Genomic DNA, 19964 nt, shown 5'->3' on the forward strand with positions numbered 1-19964 from the left:
CCGCATGTAACATCGCGATAACTGCTAACGCCCCGGTATTGCAGGCAATTTGGTTGATGTGGCGCCCACTACAGGCTGACGGCGCCGCGGGCAGCCTGATCGTACTGGCCAGATATCGCGCGCATCAGCGCCGCAAGCCTGCTGAGCGCCTCTTCATCGAGGCCGAGCGTCTTGATGCTCGAGATCAGCAGCCCTTCGCGCAATTCCCGGTAGCGTTCGCACGCGCGCGCTCCAGCCTCGGTGACACATACGGTCTTTTCCTTGCCGCGCTTGCCGGTTCGGACAAGGCCCATCCCGGCGAGTTTCCTGACCGAATAGGTCGCAAGGTGGGTGTCCTCGATGTTGAACATGGTGCAGAGATCGGCCTGCGTTTTCTCGCGCCCTCGATGGTTGGTGGCATGCAGCAAAAGGACGTCGAGATGAGTGAGGCTGGGGTAGCCGGCGGCCGCCATGCACCTCACCGTCCAGCGCTGAAAGGCGTTGCCGGTGACCGTCAGCGCGAACTCCAGTTCCGACATGGACGGCATGGCCCCAACCGATAGATGCGATGCCGAGACGATCGGCCCCCATTCTTCGCGCTGCATGCGATGCCTTTCTGACGATTTATCGATAATATATTGACGTATTGCCATCGATAAGGCAATGAAAACCTGCATCAGCATGACCGCAGGGGAACACCGTGACCGCGAGATGGGATTTCTGGATCGACCGGGGCGGCACCTTCACCGACATCATCGGTCGCGATCCGCAGGGCCGGCTGCACCCGCGCAAGCTCTTGTCCGAGAACCCTGAAGCCTATGCCGATGCTGCCATCCAGGGCATCCGCGACCTGCTCGGGCTAAAGACCGGCGCCGCCATTCCCGCTGACCGCATCGGCGACATAAAGATGGGCACCACCGTCGCCACCAATGCCCTGCTCGAGCGCAAGGGCGACCGGGTGCTCCTGCTCATCACCAAGGGTTTTCGTGACGCGCTGCGCATCGCCTATCAGGCGCGTCCGGACATTTTTGCCAAGGAGATCATCCTGCCCGAGCAGGTCTACGAGCGGGTGATCGAGATCAACGAGCGCGTCCGCGCCGACGGTCGCGTCGAGCGGCTGCTCGACATCGCCGCCTGCCGCCCGGCGATCGAGCAGGCCAAGGCCGACGGCATCGACGCGGTCGCCATCGTCTTCATGCATGCCTGGAAATATCCGGACCATGAGAAAGCGGTGGCCAAGGTCTGTCGCAAGATCGGCTTCAGCCAGATCTCGGTCAGCCACGCGGTGTCGCCGCTCATCAAGCTGGTCGGCCGTGGCGACACCACGGTGGTCGACGCCTATCTGTCGCCCATCCTGTCGCGCTATGTGCAAAGGGTGGCGGGAGAATTGGGCGCTGGTCCCCGCCTGATGTTCATGATGTCGTCGGGCGGGCTGACCGCAGCCGACATGTTCCAGGGCAAGGACGCGCTGCTGTCCGGTCCCGCCGGCGGCGTCGTCGGCATGGTCGAGACGGCGAAGCTCGCGGGCTTCGACAAGGTCATCGGCTTCGACATGGGCGGCACCTCGACCGATGTCGCCCATTATGACGGCGACTATGAGCGCGCCTTCGACACCGAGGTCGCCGGCGTGCGCATCCGCGCGCCGATGATGCGCATCCACACGGTCGCCGCCGGTGGCGGCTCGATCCTGCACTACGAGGCCGGCCGTTTCCGCGTCGGCCCGGACTCCGCCGGCGCCAATCCCGGCCCGGCCGCTTACCGGCGCGGCGGGCCGCTCGCCGTCACCGACGCCAATGTCATGCTCGGCAAGCTGCAGCCCGACTTCTTCCCGGCTATCTTCGGCCCCGGCCAGGACCAGCCCCTCGATGCCGGCAGCGTGCGCGAAAAATTCGCAGCTTTGGCCACCGAGATCGGCGATGGACGCTCGCCGGAAGCGGTGGCAGAGGGTTTCGTCACCATCGCCGTCGAGAACATGGCGAACGCCATCAAGAAGATTTCCGTGCAGCGCGGCTACGACGTCACCGAGTATCTCTTGAACTGCTTCGGCGGCGCCGGCGGCCAGCATGCCTGCCTCGTCGCCGATGCGCTCGGCATGGAGGCTGTGCTCATCCATCCCTTCTCCGGCCTGCTTTCGGCTTACGGCATCGGGCTGTCATCGGTCTTCGCCTCGCGCCAGCAGGCGCTGCTCGAACCCCTTGCCGAACAGTCGCGCTCATCTATGGAGGAACTGATTTCCGCGCTGCGCCAAGGCGTCGTCGCCGAGCTTGCGGCACAAGGCATTGCCGAGTCCGCCGTTGCCTTCAGGCCGGTCCTGCAGATCCGCTATGACGGCACCGACACGGCGCTGCCGGTCAATTTCGAGCATGGCTCGATCTTCCGCGCCAGAGGCGATTTCGAGGCCGCCCACAAGGCGCAGTTCGGCTTCGTCTATGAAAACAAGCCAATGATCGTGGAGGCGGTTGGAGTCGAAGGCAGCGATGTCGGGACCGCTGCGCGCGACGAAACGGAATCAAGCCTCGAAGACAAGGCGGCAAGCCCTTGGCAGACCAGGCAATTCTTCGCCGACGGCGCCTGGCGTGATGCCGGCATCTTCCTGCGAGAGGATCTGAAGCCCGGGCACAAGGTGACAGGCCCCGCGCTCGTCATCGAGCCGAACCAGACCATCGTCGTCGAACCGGGCTGGCAGGCCGGGATCACCGCCAGGAACCACGTGCTCCTCAGACGCATCGAAAGGAAGCACCGGCAGGCCGCGCTCGGTACCGAGGCCGATCCGGTGATGCTGGAGGTCTTCAACAACCTCTTCATGTCGATCGCCGAGCAGATGGGCGTAACGCTGCAGAACACCGCCTATTCCGTCAACATCAAGGAACGGCTGGACTTCTCCTGCGCGGTGTTCGACCGCCATGGCGCTTTGGTCGCCAATGCGCCGCACATGCCGGTGCATCTGGGTTCCATGGACCGTTCGGTCGAAACCGTTATTCGCCTCAATTCGGGCGATATCCATCCGGGCGACGTCTTCGCCCTCAACGCGCCCTATAATGGCGGCACGCATTTGCCTGACATCACCGTGGTCACGCCGGTGTTCGACGACGCGCGCAAGGAAATCCTGTTCTGGGCGGCCTCGCGCGGCCACCATGCCGATGTCGGCGGAACGGCGCCCGGCTCGATGACGCCTTTGGCCACCAGCGTCGACGAGGAAGGCGTGCTGTTCGACAATTTCCGCGTCGTCGATCGCGGCCGCTTCCGCGAGGAGGAGCTCGAGGCGCTCCTCACCGATCATCCCTACCCTGCCCGCAATCCCGCGCAGAACATCGCCGACCTCAAGGCGCAGATCGCCGCCAACGAAAAGGGCGTGGCTGAGTTGCGCAAGATGGTCGCGCATTTCGGCCTGGACGTCGTCGCGGCCTATATGGGCCATGTCCAGGACAATGCAGCCGAGAGTGTGCGCCGCGTGCTGGAACGGCTGCCCGACGGTTCAGAATACGAGTACCCCACCGACACCGGCCAGGCGATCAAGGTGAAGATCACCGTCGACCGGAATAAGCGCGAGGCGACGGTCGATTTCACCGGCACCTCGCCGGTCATGAAGAACAATTTCAATGCGCCGGAGCCGGTGGCGCGAGCCGCCGTGCTCTATGCCTTCCGTGTCATGGTCGAGGACATGATCCCGATGAATGCCGGGTGTCTGCGGCCGATCAACATCGTCATCCCCGTCGGCTGCATGCTGAAGCCGGCCTATCCGGCCGCGGTCGTCGCCGGTAATGTCGAGACCTCGCAGCACGTCACCAACGCGCTGTTCGGCGCCATGGGCGCGATGGCCAACGCGCAGGGCACGATGAACAACCTCACCTTCGGCAACCGGCAATATCAGTATTACGAGACGATCTGCTCCGGATCGCCGGCCGGCCGGATGAACTCGGGGCGCGGCTTTGCCGGCACATCCGGCGTCCACACGCACATGACCAATTCGCGGCTTACCGATCCTGAAGTGCTGGAATTGCGCTTCCCGGTCGTGCTCGAGGATTTCCACATCCGCGAGGGCTCCGGCGGCAAGGGCAAATGGAACGCCGGCGACGGCACCGAGCGCACCATCCGCTTCCTGGAAAGGATGGAATGCGCCATCCTCTCCTCGCATCGCAACCGCCCGCCCCAGGGCCTGAACGGCGGCGGCGACGGCGAGGCCGGCTCGACCAAGGTCAGGCGCAACGATGGGTCGATCGACGTGCTGAAGGCCTGCGACCAGACCACGCTCGATGCTGGCGAGGCCGTCATCGTCACAACGCCGACGCCCGGCGGGTTTGGCAAGGCGTGACCATCGGCGTCAACAGGCTGTCACCTGCCTGTCATGACGCTGCGCTACCCGCTTGCGCCAACGCAAACGGGGAATCACCTTGCCATGTCGGATGTTTCGGGAGAACTCGTTTATCGCCGCGGCAAGGAAGTTGGAAAGGCGGTCTATCAGAACCGCGCATTGTCGAAGGACGGCATATCCGAGCGGCTCTTCGCCTTCTTGTTCTCCGGCCTCGTCTATCCGCAGATCTGGGAAGACCCGGATGTCGACATGGAGGCCATGCAGCTCGGCGCCGGCCATCGAGTCGTCACGATCGCGTCAGGCGGCTGCAACATTCTGGCGTACCTGACGCGCTCGCCAGCCAGGATCGATGCCGTCGACCTCAATGCCGCGCACATCGCGCTGAACCGCATGAAGCTGGAAGCGGTGCGCCGTCTGCCGTCGCAAGGCGACCTGTTCCGCTTTTTCGGCGCTGCCGACACCAGTCACAATTCGCAAGCCTACGACCGTTTCATCGCGCCGCATCTCGATCCGGTCAGCCGCCACTACTGGGAGCGCAGGAACTGGCGCGGCCAGCGCCGCATCTCGGTCTTCGACCGCAACTTCTACCAGACCGGCCTGCTTGGCCTGTTCATCGCCATGGGCCATCGCGTCGGCAAGTTGTTCGGCGTCGACCCGGCCGGCATCATGAAGGCCAGGAACATCGGCGAGCAGCGCCGCTTCTTCAACGAAGAACTGGCGCCGGTCTTCGACAAGAAGCTCCTGCGCTGGGCGACATCGCGCAAGGCCTCGCTGTTCGGCCTCGGCATCCCGCCGGCGCAGTATGATTCGCTGATCACCTCTGGCGACGGCACGATGGCCAGCGTCCTGAAGGCACGGCTGGAAAAGCTCGCCTGCGACTTCCCGCTGAAGAACAACTACTTCGCCTGGCAGGCTTTTGCCCGCCGCTACCCGGAGCCGGGCGAGGCAGCGCTGCCTGCCTACCTCGAGCAGGGGAACTACAAGACGATCCGCGCCAACATCGATCGCGTCGCCATCCATCACACCAACCTGATCAAGTTCCTGGCCGGCAAGGATGCGGGCTCGGTCGACCGCTTAGTCCTGCTCGACGCGCAGGACTGGATGACCGACGACCTGCTCAACGCGCTTTGGACCGAGATCACCCGCGCGGCCTCCGTTGGCGCGCGCGTGATCTTTCGCACGGCGGCCGAGCCCAGCCTGCTGCCGGGCCGCGTCTCCAACTCCCTGCTCGACCAGTGGCACTACGACAACGAAGCCTCGCGCGAATTCTCGGCCAAGGACCGCTCGGCCATCTATGGCGGCTTCCACCTCTATGTGAAGCGCGCCGCATGAGCACGACGGATCTGCCGGCCAGCCATGCCGAGTTGATGGACGGCGTCTATCGCTGGCAGCGCCATATCTACGACCTCACCCGCAAATACTACCTGCTCGGTCGCGACCGGCTGATCGCAGGGCTCGACGTGCCGCAAGGCGGCACCGTGCTCGAGCTCGGCTGCGGCACCGGCCGCAACATCGTGCTTGCCGCGCGCCGCCACCCGAACGCCCGCTTGTTCGGCCTCGATATCTCCGCCGAGATGCTCGAAACGGCGAACGCCGCTATCGCCCGCGATGGGCTTGCGGCTCGTGTCAGCCTCGCACGCGGCGACGCCACGGATTTCGATGCCAAGGAGCTTTTCGGTGTCGAACGCTTCGACCGCGTCTTCGTCTCCTATTCGCTGTCGATGATCCCCGGCTGGGAAAAGACGGTTTCGGCCGCGTTAGCTTCGCTTGCTCCTGGCGGCTCGCTGCACGTCGTCGATTTCGGCCAGCAGGAACGCCTGCCGCGCTGGTTCCGGGCGCTGCTGCGCGGCTGGCTGCGGAAATTCCATGTCGAGCCGCGCCAATCGCTGCGTGACATCCTTGAATCGGAATCCGAGCGGACCGGCGCAACGTTCCATTTCAGAACGCTTTATCGCGGCTACGCCTGGCTTGGAGTGATCGGTACCCGCAAATAGCTAGTGGAGGGCCTTGACCAGCGCCGCCACCATCGTCTTCGGCTGGTAGCCGAGTTTGGCCGGCGTCAGCCCGAGCCGTACCACGACCAGTTGCTCGGACGGGATGATGGTGACGGTCTGGCCGTCATGACCTTCCATCAAGTAGGTGTCCTGGGGCAGGCCCGCGGCGGCGCCCGCGCCGGGATTTTCCTCGTCGCCCGGCCCTTCGATCCAGACCTGGCCCTTGCCGTAGACTTTCGAGGCCGGCGCCGGCTCGCGCATCCAGTCGACGAAGCCGGCGGGCAGGATCTGCGCACCGTTCCAGACGCCGCCCTGCAGCAGGAACTGGCCGAAGCGCGCCCAGTCATGCGCAGTAGCATAGAGATAGGACGAGCCGACATAGGTTCCGTGCTCGTCGGTTTCGAGCACTGCACTGCGCATGCCGAGCGGCTCGAACAGCCTGCTCCGCGGCCATGCCAGCGCCTTCGCCTTGTCGCCGATCGCATCCTGCCACAGCCGTGACAGCATCACCGCCGTGCCGCTCGAATAGGAAAACACCTTGCCGACCTCGCCGGTCAGCGGCTTGGCCTCGCCGAAGCCCGCCATGTCCGGCTCGAGATAGAGCATGCGCGTCACGTCGGCGACGTCGCCATAATCCTCGTTGAACTCCAGCCCGCTCGACATCGCCATCATGTCGGCAAGGCTGATGGCTGCCCGCCGGTCGGCCCTCCATGGCGCGAACAGGCCCTTGTTGTCGAGCGCCATCTTGCCGTCCTTGACCAGCGTGCCGACGATCGCGGCATTCACCGTCTTGGTCATCGACCAGCCGAGTAGCGGCGTCTTGGCCGAAAAGCCATCGCCATAGCGTTCCGCGACGATGCGGCCGTTCTTCACCACAATGATCGCGCGCATGCCGGTCCCGGCCATGGCGGGATCGTCGACGATCTTCGAAACCTCCGGTTTCTGCGAGGCGTCCACCCGTTCGCCCTCGGGCCAGAGCGCGTCCGGCTGCGCCGCCGCAGCTGGCGGCGCCACGCGGAGCACGGTCTGCCGCGCCTTGCCGGTGTCGCCATCCGGAACCGATGCGCAGCCGACCCCGTCGCGCTCGACGGCGGTGCTTTTGCCCAGAACCCAAAACAGGCCCGCCGAAACAAGCCCCCTTTCCTTGTCGACGGACACCTTCATCAGCTTGAGCAGCGGATGGCCCGGCGCCTGGACGTCGACGGCCAGCACCTCATTCGGGTCGCGGCCGGCGATGAAGACGTTCGAGCAGACGATCTTGGCCGAATAGCCTGAGCCTACCCGGATCAACTCGGGCGGCGCAAAGTAGAGCCAAGCAAAGAGCGCGGCCACCGCCAGCACCACGAGGCCCAGCAGCCATTTGATGAACTTCACGACTGCCCGCATCTTTTCCCCGCCTTTTGAACTTTCGGCTCGCTTTATGTCATCGATTTGCCGCCATTGCTTCCGCAAAATCATGTTCCATGTCGAGCGCCGTCAATGGATTATCAACCATGTTCGGCGATCACGGAGGGAAGTCGCCCAAAAGTGCCGAGCTGCTTTGGGATAACGACATGCACGAAGAACGGGCGGCCCTGTGGGGCGGCTGTCCGGAGGGGGCCCGCGTAAGCGACCACCATCAGTGAAGGACCCATCAGCGGCCGGCTGATCCCGGCTCGGGGGATATTATGCGCCGTATTGCGGCCATCCTGATGCTTACGCTGTTGGGCGCCTGCTCGACCGTCGACGATCTTTCGCCGCTGGTGCCGTCATCGCAGACGGTTGCCGTGCGCGCTCCCCGTTTCGAGGATTCCAAGCCGCATGAATGGGACAGCGGCGCGCCCTGGAATTATGCCATCCACGGCACAGACGTCTCCAAATACCAGACCTCGGTCGATTGGCCGGCGGCCAAGGCCAGCGGTATCTCCTTCGCCTTCATCAAGGCGACCGAGGGCGGCGACCGGTTCGACGACTACTTCAACGAGCATTGGGCGCGCACCAGGGCCGTCGGAATCCCGCGGGCGGCCTATCATTTCTTCTATTTCTGCACCCCGGCCGCCACCCAGGCGCGCTGGTTCATCGCCAATGTCCCGAGAGATCCTTCGGCGATGCCGCCGGTGCTCGACATGGAATGGAACCCGAAATCGCCAACCTGCAGGCTGCGCCCCGACCCCGCGACGGTGCGCGCGGAGATGACCACCTTCCTCGAGATCGTCGAGCGCCATTACGGCAAGAAGCCGATCATCTACACTTCGCTCGACTTCTTCGACGACAACGGCCTGGCGACGTTCCGCGGCTATCCTTACTGGCTGCGCTCGGTCGCCGGGCATCCGCGTCAGAAGTATGGCAGCCATCCTTTCACCTTCTGGCAGTACACCGGCACCGGTATCGTGCCCGGCATGACCGGCAAGTCCGACATCAACGTTTTCAACGGCTCGGAAGCCGCCTGGAACAAGTGGCTGCGGCAGAACACCCGTTGACATAAGCCCTTTCGCCTGCTTTTCGACACGGCGGGCGGCGATAGTTGCAACCGCTGGTGATGCGGAGCGGCGCACCCCACAGGGGTGCTGGGCGGCGCTCCTGAATTTTGAAATCTACGCATGATCTCGTCCACATCCGGCCGGGTTCCACGGATTGTGCGGCGGTCTCGAAAGGGAAGCGATGCGATTGCGTGTTGAAATCTTGGCGCTGGTTTTCGGCGCTCTGACCTGGCCTACGTGGGCACAGGAATGCGGCGGCGATTTCGAAGCCTGGAAACAGGGCATGGCGGTGGAAGCCAAGGCGGCCGGCGTCGGTGAAGTCGGCCTGGACGCGCTGGAAGCCGCCACCATCGACGAGAAGGTGCTGGCGCGCGATCGCGCTCAAGGGGTGTTCGCCCAGACCTTCACCCAATTCTCGACCCGTATGATCTCGACCTATCGCCTGAAGCAGGGCGCGGCCAATCTCAAGAAATATGCCGACGTCTTCGCGCGCGCCGACATGGAGTTCGGCGTGCAGCCGGCCGTCATCACCGCATTTTGGGGGCTGGAGACCGATTTCGGCGCCGTGCAGGGCGATTTCCATACACTCAATGCGCTGGTCACACTCTCGCATGACTGCCGCCGTCCTCAGCTCTTCCGGCCGCAGCTGGTGCCGCTGCTGACCTTGATCGACCGCGGCGTGCTGCCGGCCGACGTCAAGGGTGCCTGGGCCGGCGAGATCGGCCAGACGCAGATCCTGCCGACCGACTACCTCGCCCGCGGCGTCGACGGCGACGGCGACGGCAAGGTCGATCTCCGCAACAGTGCGCCGGACGTGATCATGACCACGGCCGACAAGATCCTGTCGCGCGGCTGGAAGCGCGACCAGCCCTGGGTCGAGGAAGTGCGCGTTCCTGACGACATGCCTTGGGACCAGACCGGCCGAACCAACAAGCTGCCGATCTCGCAATGGGCTCAGTGGGGGGTGACCAATCCGGACGGCACGCCGCTTGTCGACAACGGCCTGAAGGCCGGCCTGGCGCTTCCGATGGGCCGCAAGGGTCCTGCTTTCCTGACCTACGACAATTTCGACGTCTATCTGGAATGGAACCAGTCCTTCACCTACGCGCTGACCGCTGCGGTGCTTGCGACGCGGCTTGCGGGCGCGCCGCAATTCGACCCGCGCACGCCGGAACCAGGTCTCAGCGGCGACCAGATGAAGGCGCTGCAGACCAAGCTCGAAGCCAAGGGCTACGACGTCGGCACGGTCGACGGCATTCTGGGGACCAACACCCGCGAAGCGATCCGCAAGGAACAGATGCGGCTTGGGCTGCCTGTGGATGGCTGGCCGACGCCGGAGTTGCTGGCGAAATTGTAGGAGCGAATAGCGAATAGAGAGTAGCGAATAGGGTTCGCCGCAGCGCTTCCTTCAGTCACCTGCCATTCGCTACTCCCTATTCGCTAGTCCGCCATCGTCTCCAGGCTCGCAAGGCCTTGCGGAGCGTCGCCTCGGCTACCGAATATTCTGGGTGCCGTAATAGAAATTTTTCATATGGCAGGTCAGCGCTTTCACGCCCGGCTTGAAATATTTCTTTACTCCCGCCTTGAAATCCGCTTCGCCAGTTGTCGACCAGGCATAGTTGTAATGGACTTGGTACGGAACTAATTCGTAGGTGAACTTCATCGAGGGCTGCCCATCGACAATACCGCACTTCACATCAGTAACGAGCCCATTGTGCCCGAAAGACCTCACGCTCTTGGAAAAAGACTCAATTCTATCCAGCCTGATCCAATCCGTCTTGTTTGCGCTTGCTGGGGTTGCAAACAAAATGAGAGAAACCAGAGCAGTTGACGCAATGCAGCAAATCTTCAAAGTGATATTCTTTTTCATGCTACCCCCATCAAAGAGATGACAACAAAGCATAAACAAGCTATGAATTCAACCTGGATTAGCGCGCAGTTGATCTTGTAGTAGGATTAGCTCGCCCTAATCCGCCATTGTCTCCAGGCTGGCAAACCCTTCCGGCGCATCGCCTTCGTCGAACGGCGTCTTCACCTCGACGAATGTATCGGGAAAGAAGCCGTTGAAGCGCGTCCTCAGCGACAGCGAGTAGGCGCCGATGTGGCCGATCTCGATCCAGTCGCCGGTGTCGACCGTCTCCGGCAGCCAGAATGGCCTGGACAATATGTCGACGGAATCGCAGGTCGCCCCACAGACCTTGAACGGCACGATGTTCTTCTCGGCGCCGTTGCGCGTGCGGATCGCCGGATCGGGAATGAAACGCGCCGGCAGTGTGATCTTGCCGGTCCATGAATCGGAGAGCGAGGCCCAGATGCCGTCATTGATGTAGAGCCGCTTGCCCTTGCGGAGCAGCACGCGCACGATCAGCGACAGGCAGCGCGCCACGATCACACGGCCGGGTTCCGCCACCAGCGGCATCTGATCGAATTGGTATTCCTTGAGGTCGCCGGCCAGCCTCGACATGAGCTGGCCGAGCGATGGCATCTCGAGGTGCTTGCGATTGGGATCGTGACCGTACTCGGCAGGAAAGCCGCCGCCGACATCGAGCCCGGCAATGTCGAATGTCAGCCGGTTACGCACCCAGTCGGCCGAGGCCAGCGCCCGCTCATAGGTGTCGGGGTCTTCGATCTGACTGCCGACATGGAAGCACAGGCCAACCTTGTAGCCGGTGCGGTTGAGCCGCTCAGCGAGCTCGACCGCGTTGGCGGGTCCGGCGCCGAACTTCTTCGACAGCTCATAGGCGGCGAGCCCCTTGGTCTGGATGCGCACGAACACCGTCACCGCGCCCGGGTCGATATCGAGCGCCCGCACGACGCGCGTCAGCTTGGTGATCTCGTCCTCGTGGTCGAGCGAAATAACGCGGATGCCGTATTTCTCCAGCGCCAGCTTGATGTCCGACTGCGCCTTGACCGGGTGCATGTAGAGCATCTCGGCATCCGGCGAGACGGCGCGCACAGCGGCAAACTCGCCGGGCGAGGCCACGTCGAACGCGCTGACGCCAGCCTCCACCAGCGTCCTCAGCACGATCTGCTCGCCATTGGTCTTGACCGCATAGGCGGTCTTGCCGGGGAACATGCCCATGAACTGCAAGGCATCGGCCTTCAGCACCTGCGGGCGGAAGCAGTAGACCGGATCGTCCGGGCGAAGCGCCAGTGCCGCCTCGCGGGCATTTTCGAATCGCTGCATGGACGAATCCTTGATCTGGCCGCGCACAATTAATCCTAGCTAGCCACCAAAGAAAACAGTTCTGTGTCTCGCCCTTCGAGGCGGGTGCGCTGCATTCTTTTTCGAACGTTAAACCACCAGTCAGGTTTCGGGTGGCCCTTGCCGCCAGACCCGATATCGGGTGGAGCTGTTCGGCGGGCCGAGATTTGCGCCCGGCCTGGGAGGGTTGACGACATGACGATTGCAGCTGCCGCCGCGCCGACGCGCGGACCGATGACGCTCAAGGACTGGGCGCAGCTCCTGTTGCTCGGCGCGATCTGGGGCGGCTCGTTCTTCTTCGCCCGCATTGCCGTGTCGGAAATCCACCCGCTGGCGCTGGTGCTGTTTCGCGTCGTCATCGCCGCGGCCGCGCTTCAGCTCTATCTGGCGATGCGCGGTCCGTCCTTCCGCCTCGCTTTGCCCTATGCCGGCCTCTTCCTCCTGCTGGCGCTCACCAACAACGTCGTCCCCTTCTCGCTGATCTTCGCCGGCCAGACCGAGCTCGGCGCCGGCGTTGCCTCGGTGCTCAACGCCACGACCCCGTTCTGGACGCTGATCCTCGCCAATGCGCTCACCACGGACGAAAAACTCTCATGGAACAAGCTGGCCGGCATTGCGCTCGGCGTTGCCGGGACTGCTGTCATGATCGGCCCTGGCCTTGTTGCCGGCCTCGGCGGCCCGGTCTGGGCCAAGTTCGCGCTGATCGGCGCCTCGCTCTCCTACGCGCTCGCACTGATGATCGCGCGACGCTTCAAAGGCGTGCCCTCCCCGGTCATCGCCACCGGGCAACTGACCGCATCCACCATCATCATGATCCCGGTCGTGCTGATTGCCTATGGCCCGGCCGGACTGTTTTCGGCCTCGCCGCCGGCCTGGGCCGCGGTGCTTGCGCTGGCGCTTCTCTCCACCGCTTTCGCCTACATCCTCTATTTCAACCTCGTCGCGTCGGCCGGCGCCACCAATGCTTCGCTTGTAACACTGATCGTTCCCGTGAGCGCCGTCCTGCTCGGATTCCTCTTCCTCGGTGAGAGGCTGGCGCTGTTCGAAATCGGCGGGATGGCGCTGATCGGATTTGGCCTGATCACCATCGACGGGCGCTTGTTCGGCCGATGGTAGCGGTGTCATGTCACACCGCCGCCACAATTTATTCACAACTGCCAATCTGCCTTTTGCCGAAGAGTTTCAATGGCTAACGGCAAATCGGAAGTCGCAAATTCCACAATCATGTCGCATTGCAGCACGTTTTCCGCTTGCCTGTGACCCAAATGACTCTAGATTCCGGCCATAGCTCTTAAGAGGAGGCTATGACATGGGACTGACGAGGCCGATCAACGCTTTGATGATTTGTGCCGCATTCGCATTCATCGGTGCCCTTATCATAGGCGTTCTTCCCTGACCCGCCGAAGCCGGGAAGACCAGCACCGAGAGTAGTCCAAACAGTTCGAAAAGGCCGGGTTCCACCCGGCCTTTTCCATTTCAGTCTGTGTCCGCCGAACACTTTTGGGCGACATGCATTAGGCCGCGGCCGAGCCGGCCACCTCCGCCTCATGCGAGCGGATGCCGATCATGTGGCAGACTGCAAAGACCAGATCGGCGCGGTTCATCGTGTAGAAGTGGAAATCGCCGACGCCACGCTCGACGAGATCGAGCACCTGTTCCGCCGCCACGGCGGATGCCACCAGCGCATGCGTCTGCGGGTCGTTCTCCAGCCCCTCGAAACGTTCGGCCAGCCAGGCAGGCACCAGCGCGCCGCAGCGCGACGAGAAATTGGCGACCTGGGTGAAATTGTGCACCGGCAGGATGCCCGGCACGATCGGAATGTAGATGCCGGCGCGGCGCGCCCGCTCGACGTAGCGCTCGTAAAGATCGTTGTCGAAGAAGAACTGGGTGATCGCCCGCGTCGCGCCATTGTCGACCTTGCGCTTCAGCATGTCGATGTCAGTGGCGAAGTCCGGACTTTCCGGATGCTTTTCCGGGTAGGCCGAAACCGAGATGTCGAAATCGCCGGCGCTCTTCAGCGCCCCGACCAGTTCGGCGCCGTTGGCATAGCCGTCGGGATGCGGTCGGTAGGCGGTGCCCACGCCTGCGGCCGGATCGCCGCGCAAGGCGACGAAACGGGTGACGCCGAAGTCGGCGAATTCCCGGATGACAGCATCGACCTGGTGGCGGGCCGCGTCGACGCAGGTCATATGCGCCGCCGGCGTCAGCGTCGTTTCGTTGAGGATGCGCTTCACCGTGCGCGCGGTGCGTTCGCGGGTCGAACCGCCGGCGCCGTAGGTCACCGACACGAACTGCGGCTTGAGCGGCTCAAGCCTCGTGACTGTGTCCCACAGCCTTGCTTCCATGTCGTCCGTCTTCGGCGGAAAGAACTCGAACGAAACCCGGACCTTGTCGCCGATGTCGGGACGGCGGGAAAAGCGGAACTGGTTCATCAGGCTGTTTCCCCCATTGGAAATGTTTTGGCTGGCAGCGCATCGTTGGACGGATCGGCGATCAGCAGGCGGCGGTCACGGCCAAGCCAGAGCTTGACGGTGAGCCTGGCCTCGGCCTGCCCGCGCGGCTCGAATTCCTGGCTGTCCTCGAGGTCGAGCCCGGCCTCCTCGAACCAGTCGGCGATCTGTCGGTCGGAGAAGCCGAGCCGCATATGCGCATGCTGATCGCGCAGGAATTCCAGATTGTGAGGCGCGAAATCGACGATGACCAGCCGGCCGGACGGCCGCAGCAGCCTCGCCGCCTCGCCAATGGCGCGGGCGGGATCGTCGAGATAGTGCAGCACCTGATGGATGGTGACGAGATCGAAGGCGTTGCGCTCGACCGGCGGCGAAAAGATGTCGCCCTGGCGCACCTGCGCATTGGCGACCCCCGCCCTGTCGAGATTGGCGCGCGCCACGGTCAGCATCTCGCGCGACATGTCGATGCCGACGCCGCGCCGGTAGAGCGGCGCGAAGATTTCCAGCAACCTGCCGGTGCCGGTGCCGAGGTCGAGCATCGACTGGAAGGGCCGTTTGCCGACGAGCTTCAGCAGCGCCGCTTCCACCGCGCGGTCCGGCACATGCAGCGAGCGGATGCGATCCCAGCTCGCGGCGTTTTCCGAGAAATACTCGGCGGCGCGGTCCTGCCGCTTGCGCTTGACCGCGGCCAGCCGCTCGAGATCGCGCACCACCTGCGGATCGGCCTCGCGCACGCCCGAAACCAGGCGCTGGACGAAATCGCGCGAAGCGTCCGTATCCGACAGCCTGAAGAACGCCCACGATCCTTCCTGATAGCGGCCAATCAGCCCGGCATCGAGCAGCAGCTTCAGATGCCGCGAGACGCGCGGCTGCGACTGGCCGAGGATTTCGGTGAGGTCCGAGACCGTGAGATCCCCGCGCGACAGCAGCACCAGGATACGCAAGCGGCTGGATTCGGCCGCCGCCTTCAATGTATCTACCATCGTATCGAGTGTGACATGCATGAGCGGGTTCTCGCCGAAAGATATAAAGATATGTTTATGTCGAATCTGAAAGCCTGGCAAGCACTATGTCGCTTCCGGACAAGAAAATGGCGCAGCCGTGATCCGCGCGGCGCTAACGGTTGAACGGACGGAAGCGATGTTCGAGACACGCGAGGGTGAGAAACTCCTGAAGACCGACCCAGCGGACATGCCGGCGGACGGCCACATCGTCTTCATCGGCCACATCGTCTCGCCCTGGACGAGCCGCGAGGAATGTCCCAAGAACATGCGCGCCGCCCGCGAGACCGGACGGACGGCGACCATCCTGATCAACGAAACCTACCGCCAGGGGCTGCAGAACCTCGACCGCGCCAGCCACATCGTCATCCTGTCCTGGCTCGATCACGCGCCGCGGAATCTGATTGTACAGAAACCGCGCCATGCCTCAGAATCGAAAGGCGTTTTCTCGCTGCGCTCGCCTGCCCGGCCGAACCCTGTCGGCCTCCATGTCGCGAGGCTCGTCATGCTCGATATCGAGGCCGGCCGGATCGAGATCGATGCCATCGACGTGCTGGACGGCACGCCGATCATCGACATCAAGCCCTACTACGCTTCGATCGATGCCTTCCCGGAAGCGGCCGTTGCCGGGCGCGACGAGAAATGAGCGCGCCCACCGGCCGCCGCCGTGCCATCGCCAAGGCGCTGACCGCGCTCCTGCCGCTCGCCCCCTATGCCGACATGGAAAGGATCCGCGCCGATGCCGGCGCCGCGCATATGAAGACCTTGCCGCCAACGATCGCGGTGTGGCTGGCAACCATCGCCCACGTCCGCCACAGCCATACCGACTACGAGAAACTGCTCGCCGAAGGCTATGACCGGGACTCGGCGCGTTTCTTCGTCATCGAGCAGACCAATGGGGTGCTTACCCGCTGGCGAGCGACGCGTTTGTTGGAGGAAGGCGACGAGGACGAGTAGGCGTTCCCCCGGTCGCCGGTCGTGGCATCGGCCAAATAATTCCGGCGCCGCATCTGGAAAAACGCCGACGGCACCGTACATGCCGTAAGCGGAGCTTCCTCCGTTTATCCCGAGAAAATTCACGCCCTGTGGGCAAGGATCGTAGATCATGACAAACAAGGTTTGGTTCATCACCGGATCGTCGAAGGGTTTTGGCCGCGTCTGGACCGAGGCGGCACTCGCTCGCGGCGATCATGTCGCCGCCACCGCGCGCGACGCGAACACTCTCACCGATCTCGTGGGCAAATATGGCGACAAGGTCGCCGCTATCGAGCTCGACGTCACCGACAAGAAAGCCGTGGAGGCCGCTATCGCCGAGGCGCACAAACGCTTCGGCCGGCTCGATGTCGTCATCAACAATGCCGGCTACGGCCATTTCGGCGCGATCGAGGAAATCAGCGAGCAGGAGGCCCGCGACCAGATCGAGACCAATGTGTTCGGTGCGCTTTGGGTCACCCAGGCCGCATTGCCGATCATGCGGGCACAGCGCTCCGGCCACATCATCCAGATCTCGTCGATCGGCGGCGTCAACGCCTTCGCATCGCTTGGCCTCTACCATGCCTCCAAATGGGCGCTGGAAGCCTTCAGCCAGTCGCTCAGCCTGGAGGTCGCCGAGTTCGGTATCCATGTCACGCTGGTCGAACCGGGCGGCTTCTCCACCGACTGGGCCGGCCCGTCGGCCAAGACCTCGAAAGCGATCGAGGCTTATGCGCCTGCCCGCGCCGCGATGGCCGAGCGCCGCGGCCGCGCCGTCGCCGGCGATCCCGAAGCAACTGGACCGGCGATGCTGGCCATTGTCGATGCTGCCGAGCCGCCGCTCAGGGTCTTCTTCGGCGATGGCGGCCTGCCGATGATCCGCCAGGAATACGCCAACCGCATCGCCACGTGGGAGAAGTGGGACGATATATCGGTCATGGCCCAGGGCGCGAACAAGAACCGCAAGGCTGCTTGAGTGCGTCAAGGCCGCGCCGCTAAAGCGGCGCGGTCCCGATCAGCCCGGGTAGATCCACTGCTCGGGCACCCGCACCGAGATCTCTTCGCCCGCCCTGACAATGCCCGGCTTCTCGACCCAAGCGACCAGGCCGCGCAGCCGTTTCGCCGCCTTCGGGAACAGCAGCGCCCCCGCCTCATGATCGGCCATGCCGGCATTCTCGGCCACCGACCGGCCGGCGACACGGCAAGGCCCGTTCTGCGCATCGACCTTTATCGTCACCCCATCCTTGAAGAACAACAGCGAGCCTGCCGGCAGCATGGAAAGGCGCGGCACGCCTTCGATCAGCAGGTTGGCGCCGATCCACTCCGGCTTGATCTCCTTGAGGCCCATGCGCTCGGCGACGATGGCGAGTTCGTCCGCCGCCACCAGCGACAATTGCCGCTCGTTGCGCATCTCGGTGCCGCGCGGATACCAGGGCTCGCGCCCGCCGGAACGCCGCGTCGCACCGGCATGGAAATCGCCCTCGATGCCGTCGAAGCCGAGCTGCAATTCCTCCACCGGTCTTGTCTCGAAATGATCGAAAGGCGCCCTGTAGAGCGCTGCCGCTTTGGCGGCGAGTTTGCGGCCCGGCACGATATCGATGGACTGCCCGGTCGCTGGGAAGAGCTCTGAGCTGGTTTTGGTGTCTTGCATGTCGCGGCTCTAGCGATCCCCTGCCTTACGGTCCAGTCGAAAGCGGCGATGGTCCGATCAACCAGCTACGCGGACGATCACGATCTTCTTACCGGAAACGCCATTCGATTTCGCCATGCGCCGCATTGCCGCCCCGGGTCATCGACCGGATAGTGGCTCCCGGCAAGAGGTATCCAAATGCAACCCGGTCCCGCAATCGCCGCGCTCTGGCTGATCTGGGTCGTGTCCTGGCTCGTAGCCGCGCTGTGGGCCGACCCGGTACAGAAGCGCGCCGGCTTTCTGGCCGAGGCCCGCTATCGCATCTTGTGGGCCATCGGCACGATCCTGCTGTTTGTCCCGGCGCATGGTTATGTCGGCCGGCTTCGGCTCTGGATGCCCAACCTGGCCGAAGCCTGGATCTGCGTCACCCTGATCGCGATCGGTCTCGTCTTCTCCTGGTGGGCGCGGCTGCATCTACGCCGGCTCTGGTCCGGCACCATCACCGCCAAGGCCGGTCACCGTGTCGTCGACACCGGCCCCTATGGCCTGGTGCGGCATCCGATCTATACCGGCCTGCTGCTTTCGATCCTCGCCACAATGGCGGCCAAAGGCACGGTCTGGGGCATTGCCGGCGCCGCTTTCCTGCTTGTCGGCATCATCGTCAAAGCCAGGCTGGAAGAGAGCTTCCTGCGCGGCGAACTCGGTCCTGCCTATGACGACTATGCCAGGCGCGTGCCGATGCTGGTGCCCTTCGCGCCGGTCTGAACCGGCTACAGCATTCTGAGCAACGCGCCGCCGATCGAATACCCGGCGCCGAAGGCGCAGAGCAGGCCGAAATCGCCGGCCTTCATGTCGGCATGGTTTTCCGACAGCGCCACGATCGCGCCGGCGCCCGCCGTATTGCCGAGCCGTTCCAGCACCATCGGCGCGCGGTCGTGGTCGACATCATGGCCGAAAGCGAGCTTGAGGATCATCGCGTTCATGCGCGCATTGGCCTGATGCAGCCAGAAGCGACGGATGCCCTGTGGCGTCAGCCCATGCTCGGCCAGGAATTCGACGATGAATTTGTGCCCGGCGACGGTGACTTCCTTGAACACCTTGTTGCCGACCTGCTTGATGAGGTTGCCCTCCAGATTGATCATGTAGGGATCGTCCTGGGCAGTACGGGTGTGATAGCCGAGATTGGTGCGGATGTTGTTCGACAATTGCGTCCAGGTGCGCGTGTCGAGCACCTCGAAGCGTCCCGGCCGCTTCTCGCCCTGGTTCAACCCCTCGACGATCATCGCGACCGAAGCGTCGCCGAAGATGAAATGCGTCTGCCGGTCGCGAAAATTGAGATGGCCGGTGATGATTTCGGGCGTCGAAACCAGGATGCGCCTATGCGCCCCCGCCCTGACCAGATTGACCGCGATATGCAGCGCGGCCGCGGCGGAAGAGCAGCCCAGCCCCATGTCGAAGCCCGCACCCTTGGTGCCAAGCGCCTCCTGCATCTCGATGGCGATCGCCGGATAAGGCCGCTGATGGTGCGAGGCCGAGCAAATTACCAGGTCGATATCCGACGCTGCCACGCCGGCATGGGCCATCGCCTTTCTGGCTGAAGCGATGCCAAACTCCGCCTCTAGCGACAGCGCATCGTCCGCCCGTTCCGGGATGCGGGGCGCCATGCGGGTCGGGTCGAGGATGCCTTCGCGCTCGATCACATGGCGGGTCTGCACGCCCGACGCATGGACAATGAAGTCGCTGTCCGACTTCTGCAGCAGCGTGTCACCCGTCTCGGCGCGGCGCGCATTCTCGGAATCGACCCAGCTGTTGAAGCTCTCGACCAGCTCCTCGTTGGTGATGACGGGTTCAGGAATTTCGGCGCCGATGCCGCTGATGATGACGCGATGCATGTCCAATCCGTCCCAGGCACGGGCGTTGCGGGCTCTGATGTGGGCGCGGACACGGCCCGGCGCAACCCTT

At 63.8% G+C, this 19964-nt stretch carries 18 protein-coding genes; 10 read left to right on the plus strand and 8 right to left on the minus strand.

The window, feature by feature from the left end; genetic code table 11:
- Positions 1 to 68 precede the first annotated feature (68 nt).
- The gene (locus EN853_RS06665; RefSeq protein ID WP_127858690.1) at positions 69 to 584 is read right to left on the minus strand and encodes a winged helix DNA-binding protein; all 516 of its coding nucleotides are present in this window, start codon (positions 582 to 584) and stop codon (positions 69 to 71) included.
- Between the two features lie 95 nt (positions 585 to 679).
- On the opposite strand from EN853_RS06665, the gene EN853_RS06670 reads away from it, so the two are divergent.
- The 3 genes from EN853_RS06670 to EN853_RS06680 are packed head-to-tail and all read left to right on the plus strand — an operon-like array spanning position 680 to position 6285.
- The gene (locus EN853_RS06670) at positions 680 to 4291 is read left to right on the plus strand and encodes a hydantoinase B/oxoprolinase family protein (RefSeq protein ID WP_127858689.1); all 3612 of its coding nucleotides are present in this window, start codon (positions 680 to 682) and stop codon (positions 4289 to 4291) included.
- Between the two features lie 33 nt (positions 4292 to 4324).
- On the plus strand, positions 4325 to 5623 hold the full coding sequence (locus tag EN853_RS06675) for a DUF3419 family protein (protein WP_127858688.1): 1299 nt from the start codon (positions 4325 to 4327) through the stop codon (positions 5621 to 5623).
- A complete protein-coding gene (locus EN853_RS06680) occupies positions 5620 to 6285 on the plus strand; it encodes a class I SAM-dependent methyltransferase (RefSeq protein ID WP_127858687.1) in 666 nt (221 codons plus the stop codon). Before EN853_RS06675 ends, EN853_RS06680 begins: the two co-directional genes overlap by 4 nt.
- Here EN853_RS06680 and EN853_RS06685 read toward each other — a convergent pair whose 3' ends face one another.
- On the minus strand, positions 6286 to 7671 hold the full coding sequence (locus tag EN853_RS06685; RefSeq protein WP_127858686.1) for a serine hydrolase: 1386 nt from the start codon (positions 7669 to 7671) through the stop codon (positions 6286 to 6288).
- Between the two features lie 281 nt (positions 7672 to 7952).
- Between EN853_RS06685 and EN853_RS06690 the strand changes: the two genes are divergently transcribed.
- Positions 7953 to 8744: a GH25 family lysozyme gene (locus tag EN853_RS06690; protein WP_127858685.1), complete on the plus strand. Its 792-nt coding sequence runs from the start codon at positions 7953 to 7955 to the stop codon at positions 8742 to 8744.
- Between the two features lie 181 nt (positions 8745 to 8925).
- Positions 8926 to 10101 carry a lytic murein transglycosylase gene (locus tag EN853_RS06695; protein WP_127858684.1) on the plus strand — a complete coding sequence of 392 codons (1176 nt, stop codon included), beginning with the start codon at positions 8926 to 8928 and terminating at the stop codon, positions 10099 to 10101.
- Positions 10102 to 10236: 135 nt separating this feature from the next.
- Here EN853_RS06695 and EN853_RS06700 read toward each other — a convergent pair whose 3' ends face one another.
- A complete protein-coding gene (locus EN853_RS06700; protein WP_127858683.1) occupies positions 10237 to 10614 on the minus strand; it encodes a hypothetical protein in 378 nt (125 codons plus the stop codon).
- A 96-nt stretch (positions 10615 to 10710) separates the two neighbouring features.
- Complete coding sequence (locus EN853_RS06705) at positions 10711 to 11931, minus strand: alanine racemase (RefSeq protein WP_127858682.1); 1221 nt, start codon at positions 11929 to 11931, stop codon at positions 10711 to 10713.
- A 213-nt stretch (positions 11932 to 12144) separates the two neighbouring features.
- On the opposite strand from EN853_RS06705, the gene EN853_RS06710 reads away from it, so the two are divergent.
- Complete coding sequence (locus EN853_RS06710) at positions 12145 to 13065, plus strand: DMT family transporter (protein ID WP_127858681.1); 921 nt, start codon at positions 12145 to 12147, stop codon at positions 13063 to 13065.
- Between the two features lie 398 nt (positions 13066 to 13463).
- Here the strand turns inward: EN853_RS06710 and metF are convergent, their stop codons facing one another.
- Both metF and EN853_RS06720 read right to left on the minus strand, forming a co-directional pair.
- Entirely contained in the window at positions 13464 to 14381 is a 918-nt protein-coding gene (gene metF, locus EN853_RS06715; RefSeq protein ID WP_127858680.1) for a methylenetetrahydrofolate reductase [NAD(P)H], read from the minus strand.
- The gene (locus EN853_RS06720) at positions 14381 to 15403 is read right to left on the minus strand and encodes a metalloregulator ArsR/SmtB family transcription factor (RefSeq protein ID WP_127858679.1); all 1023 of its coding nucleotides are present in this window, start codon (positions 15401 to 15403) and stop codon (positions 14381 to 14383) included. The genes metF and EN853_RS06720 overlap by 1 nt, the downstream gene beginning before the upstream one ends.
- Positions 15404 to 15539: 136 nt before the next feature.
- On the opposite strand from EN853_RS06720, the gene tsaA reads away from it, so the two are divergent.
- From tsaA to EN853_RS06735, 3 genes are all read left to right on the plus strand, one after another.
- Entirely contained in the window at positions 15540 to 16046 is a 507-nt protein-coding gene (gene tsaA, locus EN853_RS06725; protein WP_127858678.1) for a tRNA (N6-threonylcarbamoyladenosine(37)-N6)-methyltransferase TrmO, read from the plus strand.
- Positions 16043 to 16357: a DUF2293 domain-containing protein gene (locus tag EN853_RS06730; RefSeq protein ID WP_127858677.1), complete on the plus strand. Its 315-nt coding sequence runs from the start codon at positions 16043 to 16045 to the stop codon at positions 16355 to 16357. Before tsaA ends, EN853_RS06730 begins: the two co-directional genes overlap by 4 nt.
- A gap of 148 nt (positions 16358 to 16505) precedes the next feature.
- A complete protein-coding gene (locus EN853_RS06735; RefSeq protein WP_127858676.1) occupies positions 16506 to 17348 on the plus strand; it encodes an SDR family oxidoreductase in 843 nt (280 codons plus the stop codon).
- A gap of 39 nt (positions 17349 to 17387) precedes the next feature.
- On the opposite strand, the gene EN853_RS06740 is transcribed toward EN853_RS06735, so the two are convergent.
- Complete coding sequence (locus tag EN853_RS06740) at positions 17388 to 18023, minus strand: MOSC domain-containing protein (RefSeq protein ID WP_127858675.1); 636 nt, start codon at positions 18021 to 18023, stop codon at positions 17388 to 17390.
- Positions 18024 to 18200: 177 nt separating this feature from the next.
- On the opposite strand from EN853_RS06740, the gene EN853_RS06745 reads away from it, so the two are divergent.
- Complete coding sequence (locus EN853_RS06745) at positions 18201 to 18767, plus strand: isoprenylcysteine carboxylmethyltransferase family protein (protein ID WP_127858674.1); 567 nt, start codon at positions 18201 to 18203, stop codon at positions 18765 to 18767.
- A 5-nt stretch (positions 18768 to 18772) separates the two neighbouring features.
- On the opposite strand, the gene EN853_RS06750 is transcribed toward EN853_RS06745, so the two are convergent.
- The gene (locus tag EN853_RS06750; protein ID WP_127858673.1) at positions 18773 to 19894 is read right to left on the minus strand and encodes a beta-ketoacyl-ACP synthase III; all 1122 of its coding nucleotides are present in this window, start codon (positions 19892 to 19894) and stop codon (positions 18773 to 18775) included.
- Positions 19895 to 19964 lie beyond the last annotated feature (70 nt).

Origin of the sequence: Mesorhizobium sp. M1C.F.Ca.ET.210.01.1.1 (assembly GCF_004791585.1) — a bacterium.
Lineage (GTDB): Bacteria > Pseudomonadota > Alphaproteobacteria > Rhizobiales > Rhizobiaceae > Mesorhizobium.

Coding starts and splice junctions, on each gene's coding strand:
- EN853_RS06665 (WP_127858690.1), bottom strand. CDS start 584: ATGCAGCGCGAAGAATGGGGGCCGATCGTCTCGGCATCGCATCTATCG.
- EN853_RS06675 (WP_127858688.1), top strand. CDS start 4,325: ATGACGCTGCGCTACCCGCTTGCGCCAACGCAAACGGGGAATCACCTT.
- EN853_RS06680 (WP_127858687.1), top strand. CDS start 5,620: ATGAGCACGACGGATCTGCCGGCCAGCCATGCCGAGTTGATGGACGGC.
- EN853_RS06685 (WP_127858686.1), bottom strand. CDS start 7,671: ATGCGGGCAGTCGTGAAGTTCATCAAATGGCTGCTGGGCCTCGTGGTG.
- EN853_RS06690 (WP_127858685.1), top strand. CDS start 7,953: ATGCGCCGTATTGCGGCCATCCTGATGCTTACGCTGTTGGGCGCCTGC.
- EN853_RS06695 (WP_127858684.1), top strand. CDS start 8,926: ATGCGATTGCGTGTTGAAATCTTGGCGCTGGTTTTCGGCGCTCTGACC.
- EN853_RS06700 (WP_127858683.1), bottom strand. CDS start 10,614: ATGAAAAAGAATATCACTTTGAAGATTTGCTGCATTGCGTCAACTGCT.
- EN853_RS06705 (WP_127858682.1), bottom strand. CDS start 11,931: ATGCAGCGATTCGAAAATGCCCGCGAGGCGGCACTGGCGCTTCGCCCG.
- EN853_RS06710 (WP_127858681.1), top strand. CDS start 12,145: ATGACGATTGCAGCTGCCGCCGCGCCGACGCGCGGACCGATGACGCTC.
- metF (WP_127858680.1), bottom strand. CDS start 14,381: ATGAACCAGTTCCGCTTTTCCCGCCGTCCCGACATCGGCGACAAGGTC.
- EN853_RS06720 (WP_127858679.1), bottom strand. CDS start 15,403: ATGCATGTCACACTCGATACGATGGTAGATACATTGAAGGCGGCGGCC.
- tsaA (WP_127858678.1), top strand. CDS start 15,540: ATGTTCGAGACACGCGAGGGTGAGAAACTCCTGAAGACCGACCCAGCG.
- EN853_RS06730 (WP_127858677.1), top strand. CDS start 16,043: ATGAGCGCGCCCACCGGCCGCCGCCGTGCCATCGCCAAGGCGCTGACC.
- EN853_RS06735 (WP_127858676.1), top strand. CDS start 16,506: ATGACAAACAAGGTTTGGTTCATCACCGGATCGTCGAAGGGTTTTGGC.
- EN853_RS06740 (WP_127858675.1), bottom strand. CDS start 18,023: ATGCAAGACACCAAAACCAGCTCAGAGCTCTTCCCAGCGACCGGGCAG.
- EN853_RS06745 (WP_127858674.1), top strand. CDS start 18,201: ATGCAACCCGGTCCCGCAATCGCCGCGCTCTGGCTGATCTGGGTCGTG.
- EN853_RS06750 (WP_127858673.1), bottom strand. CDS start 19,894: ATGCATCGCGTCATCATCAGCGGCATCGGCGCCGAAATTCCTGAACCC.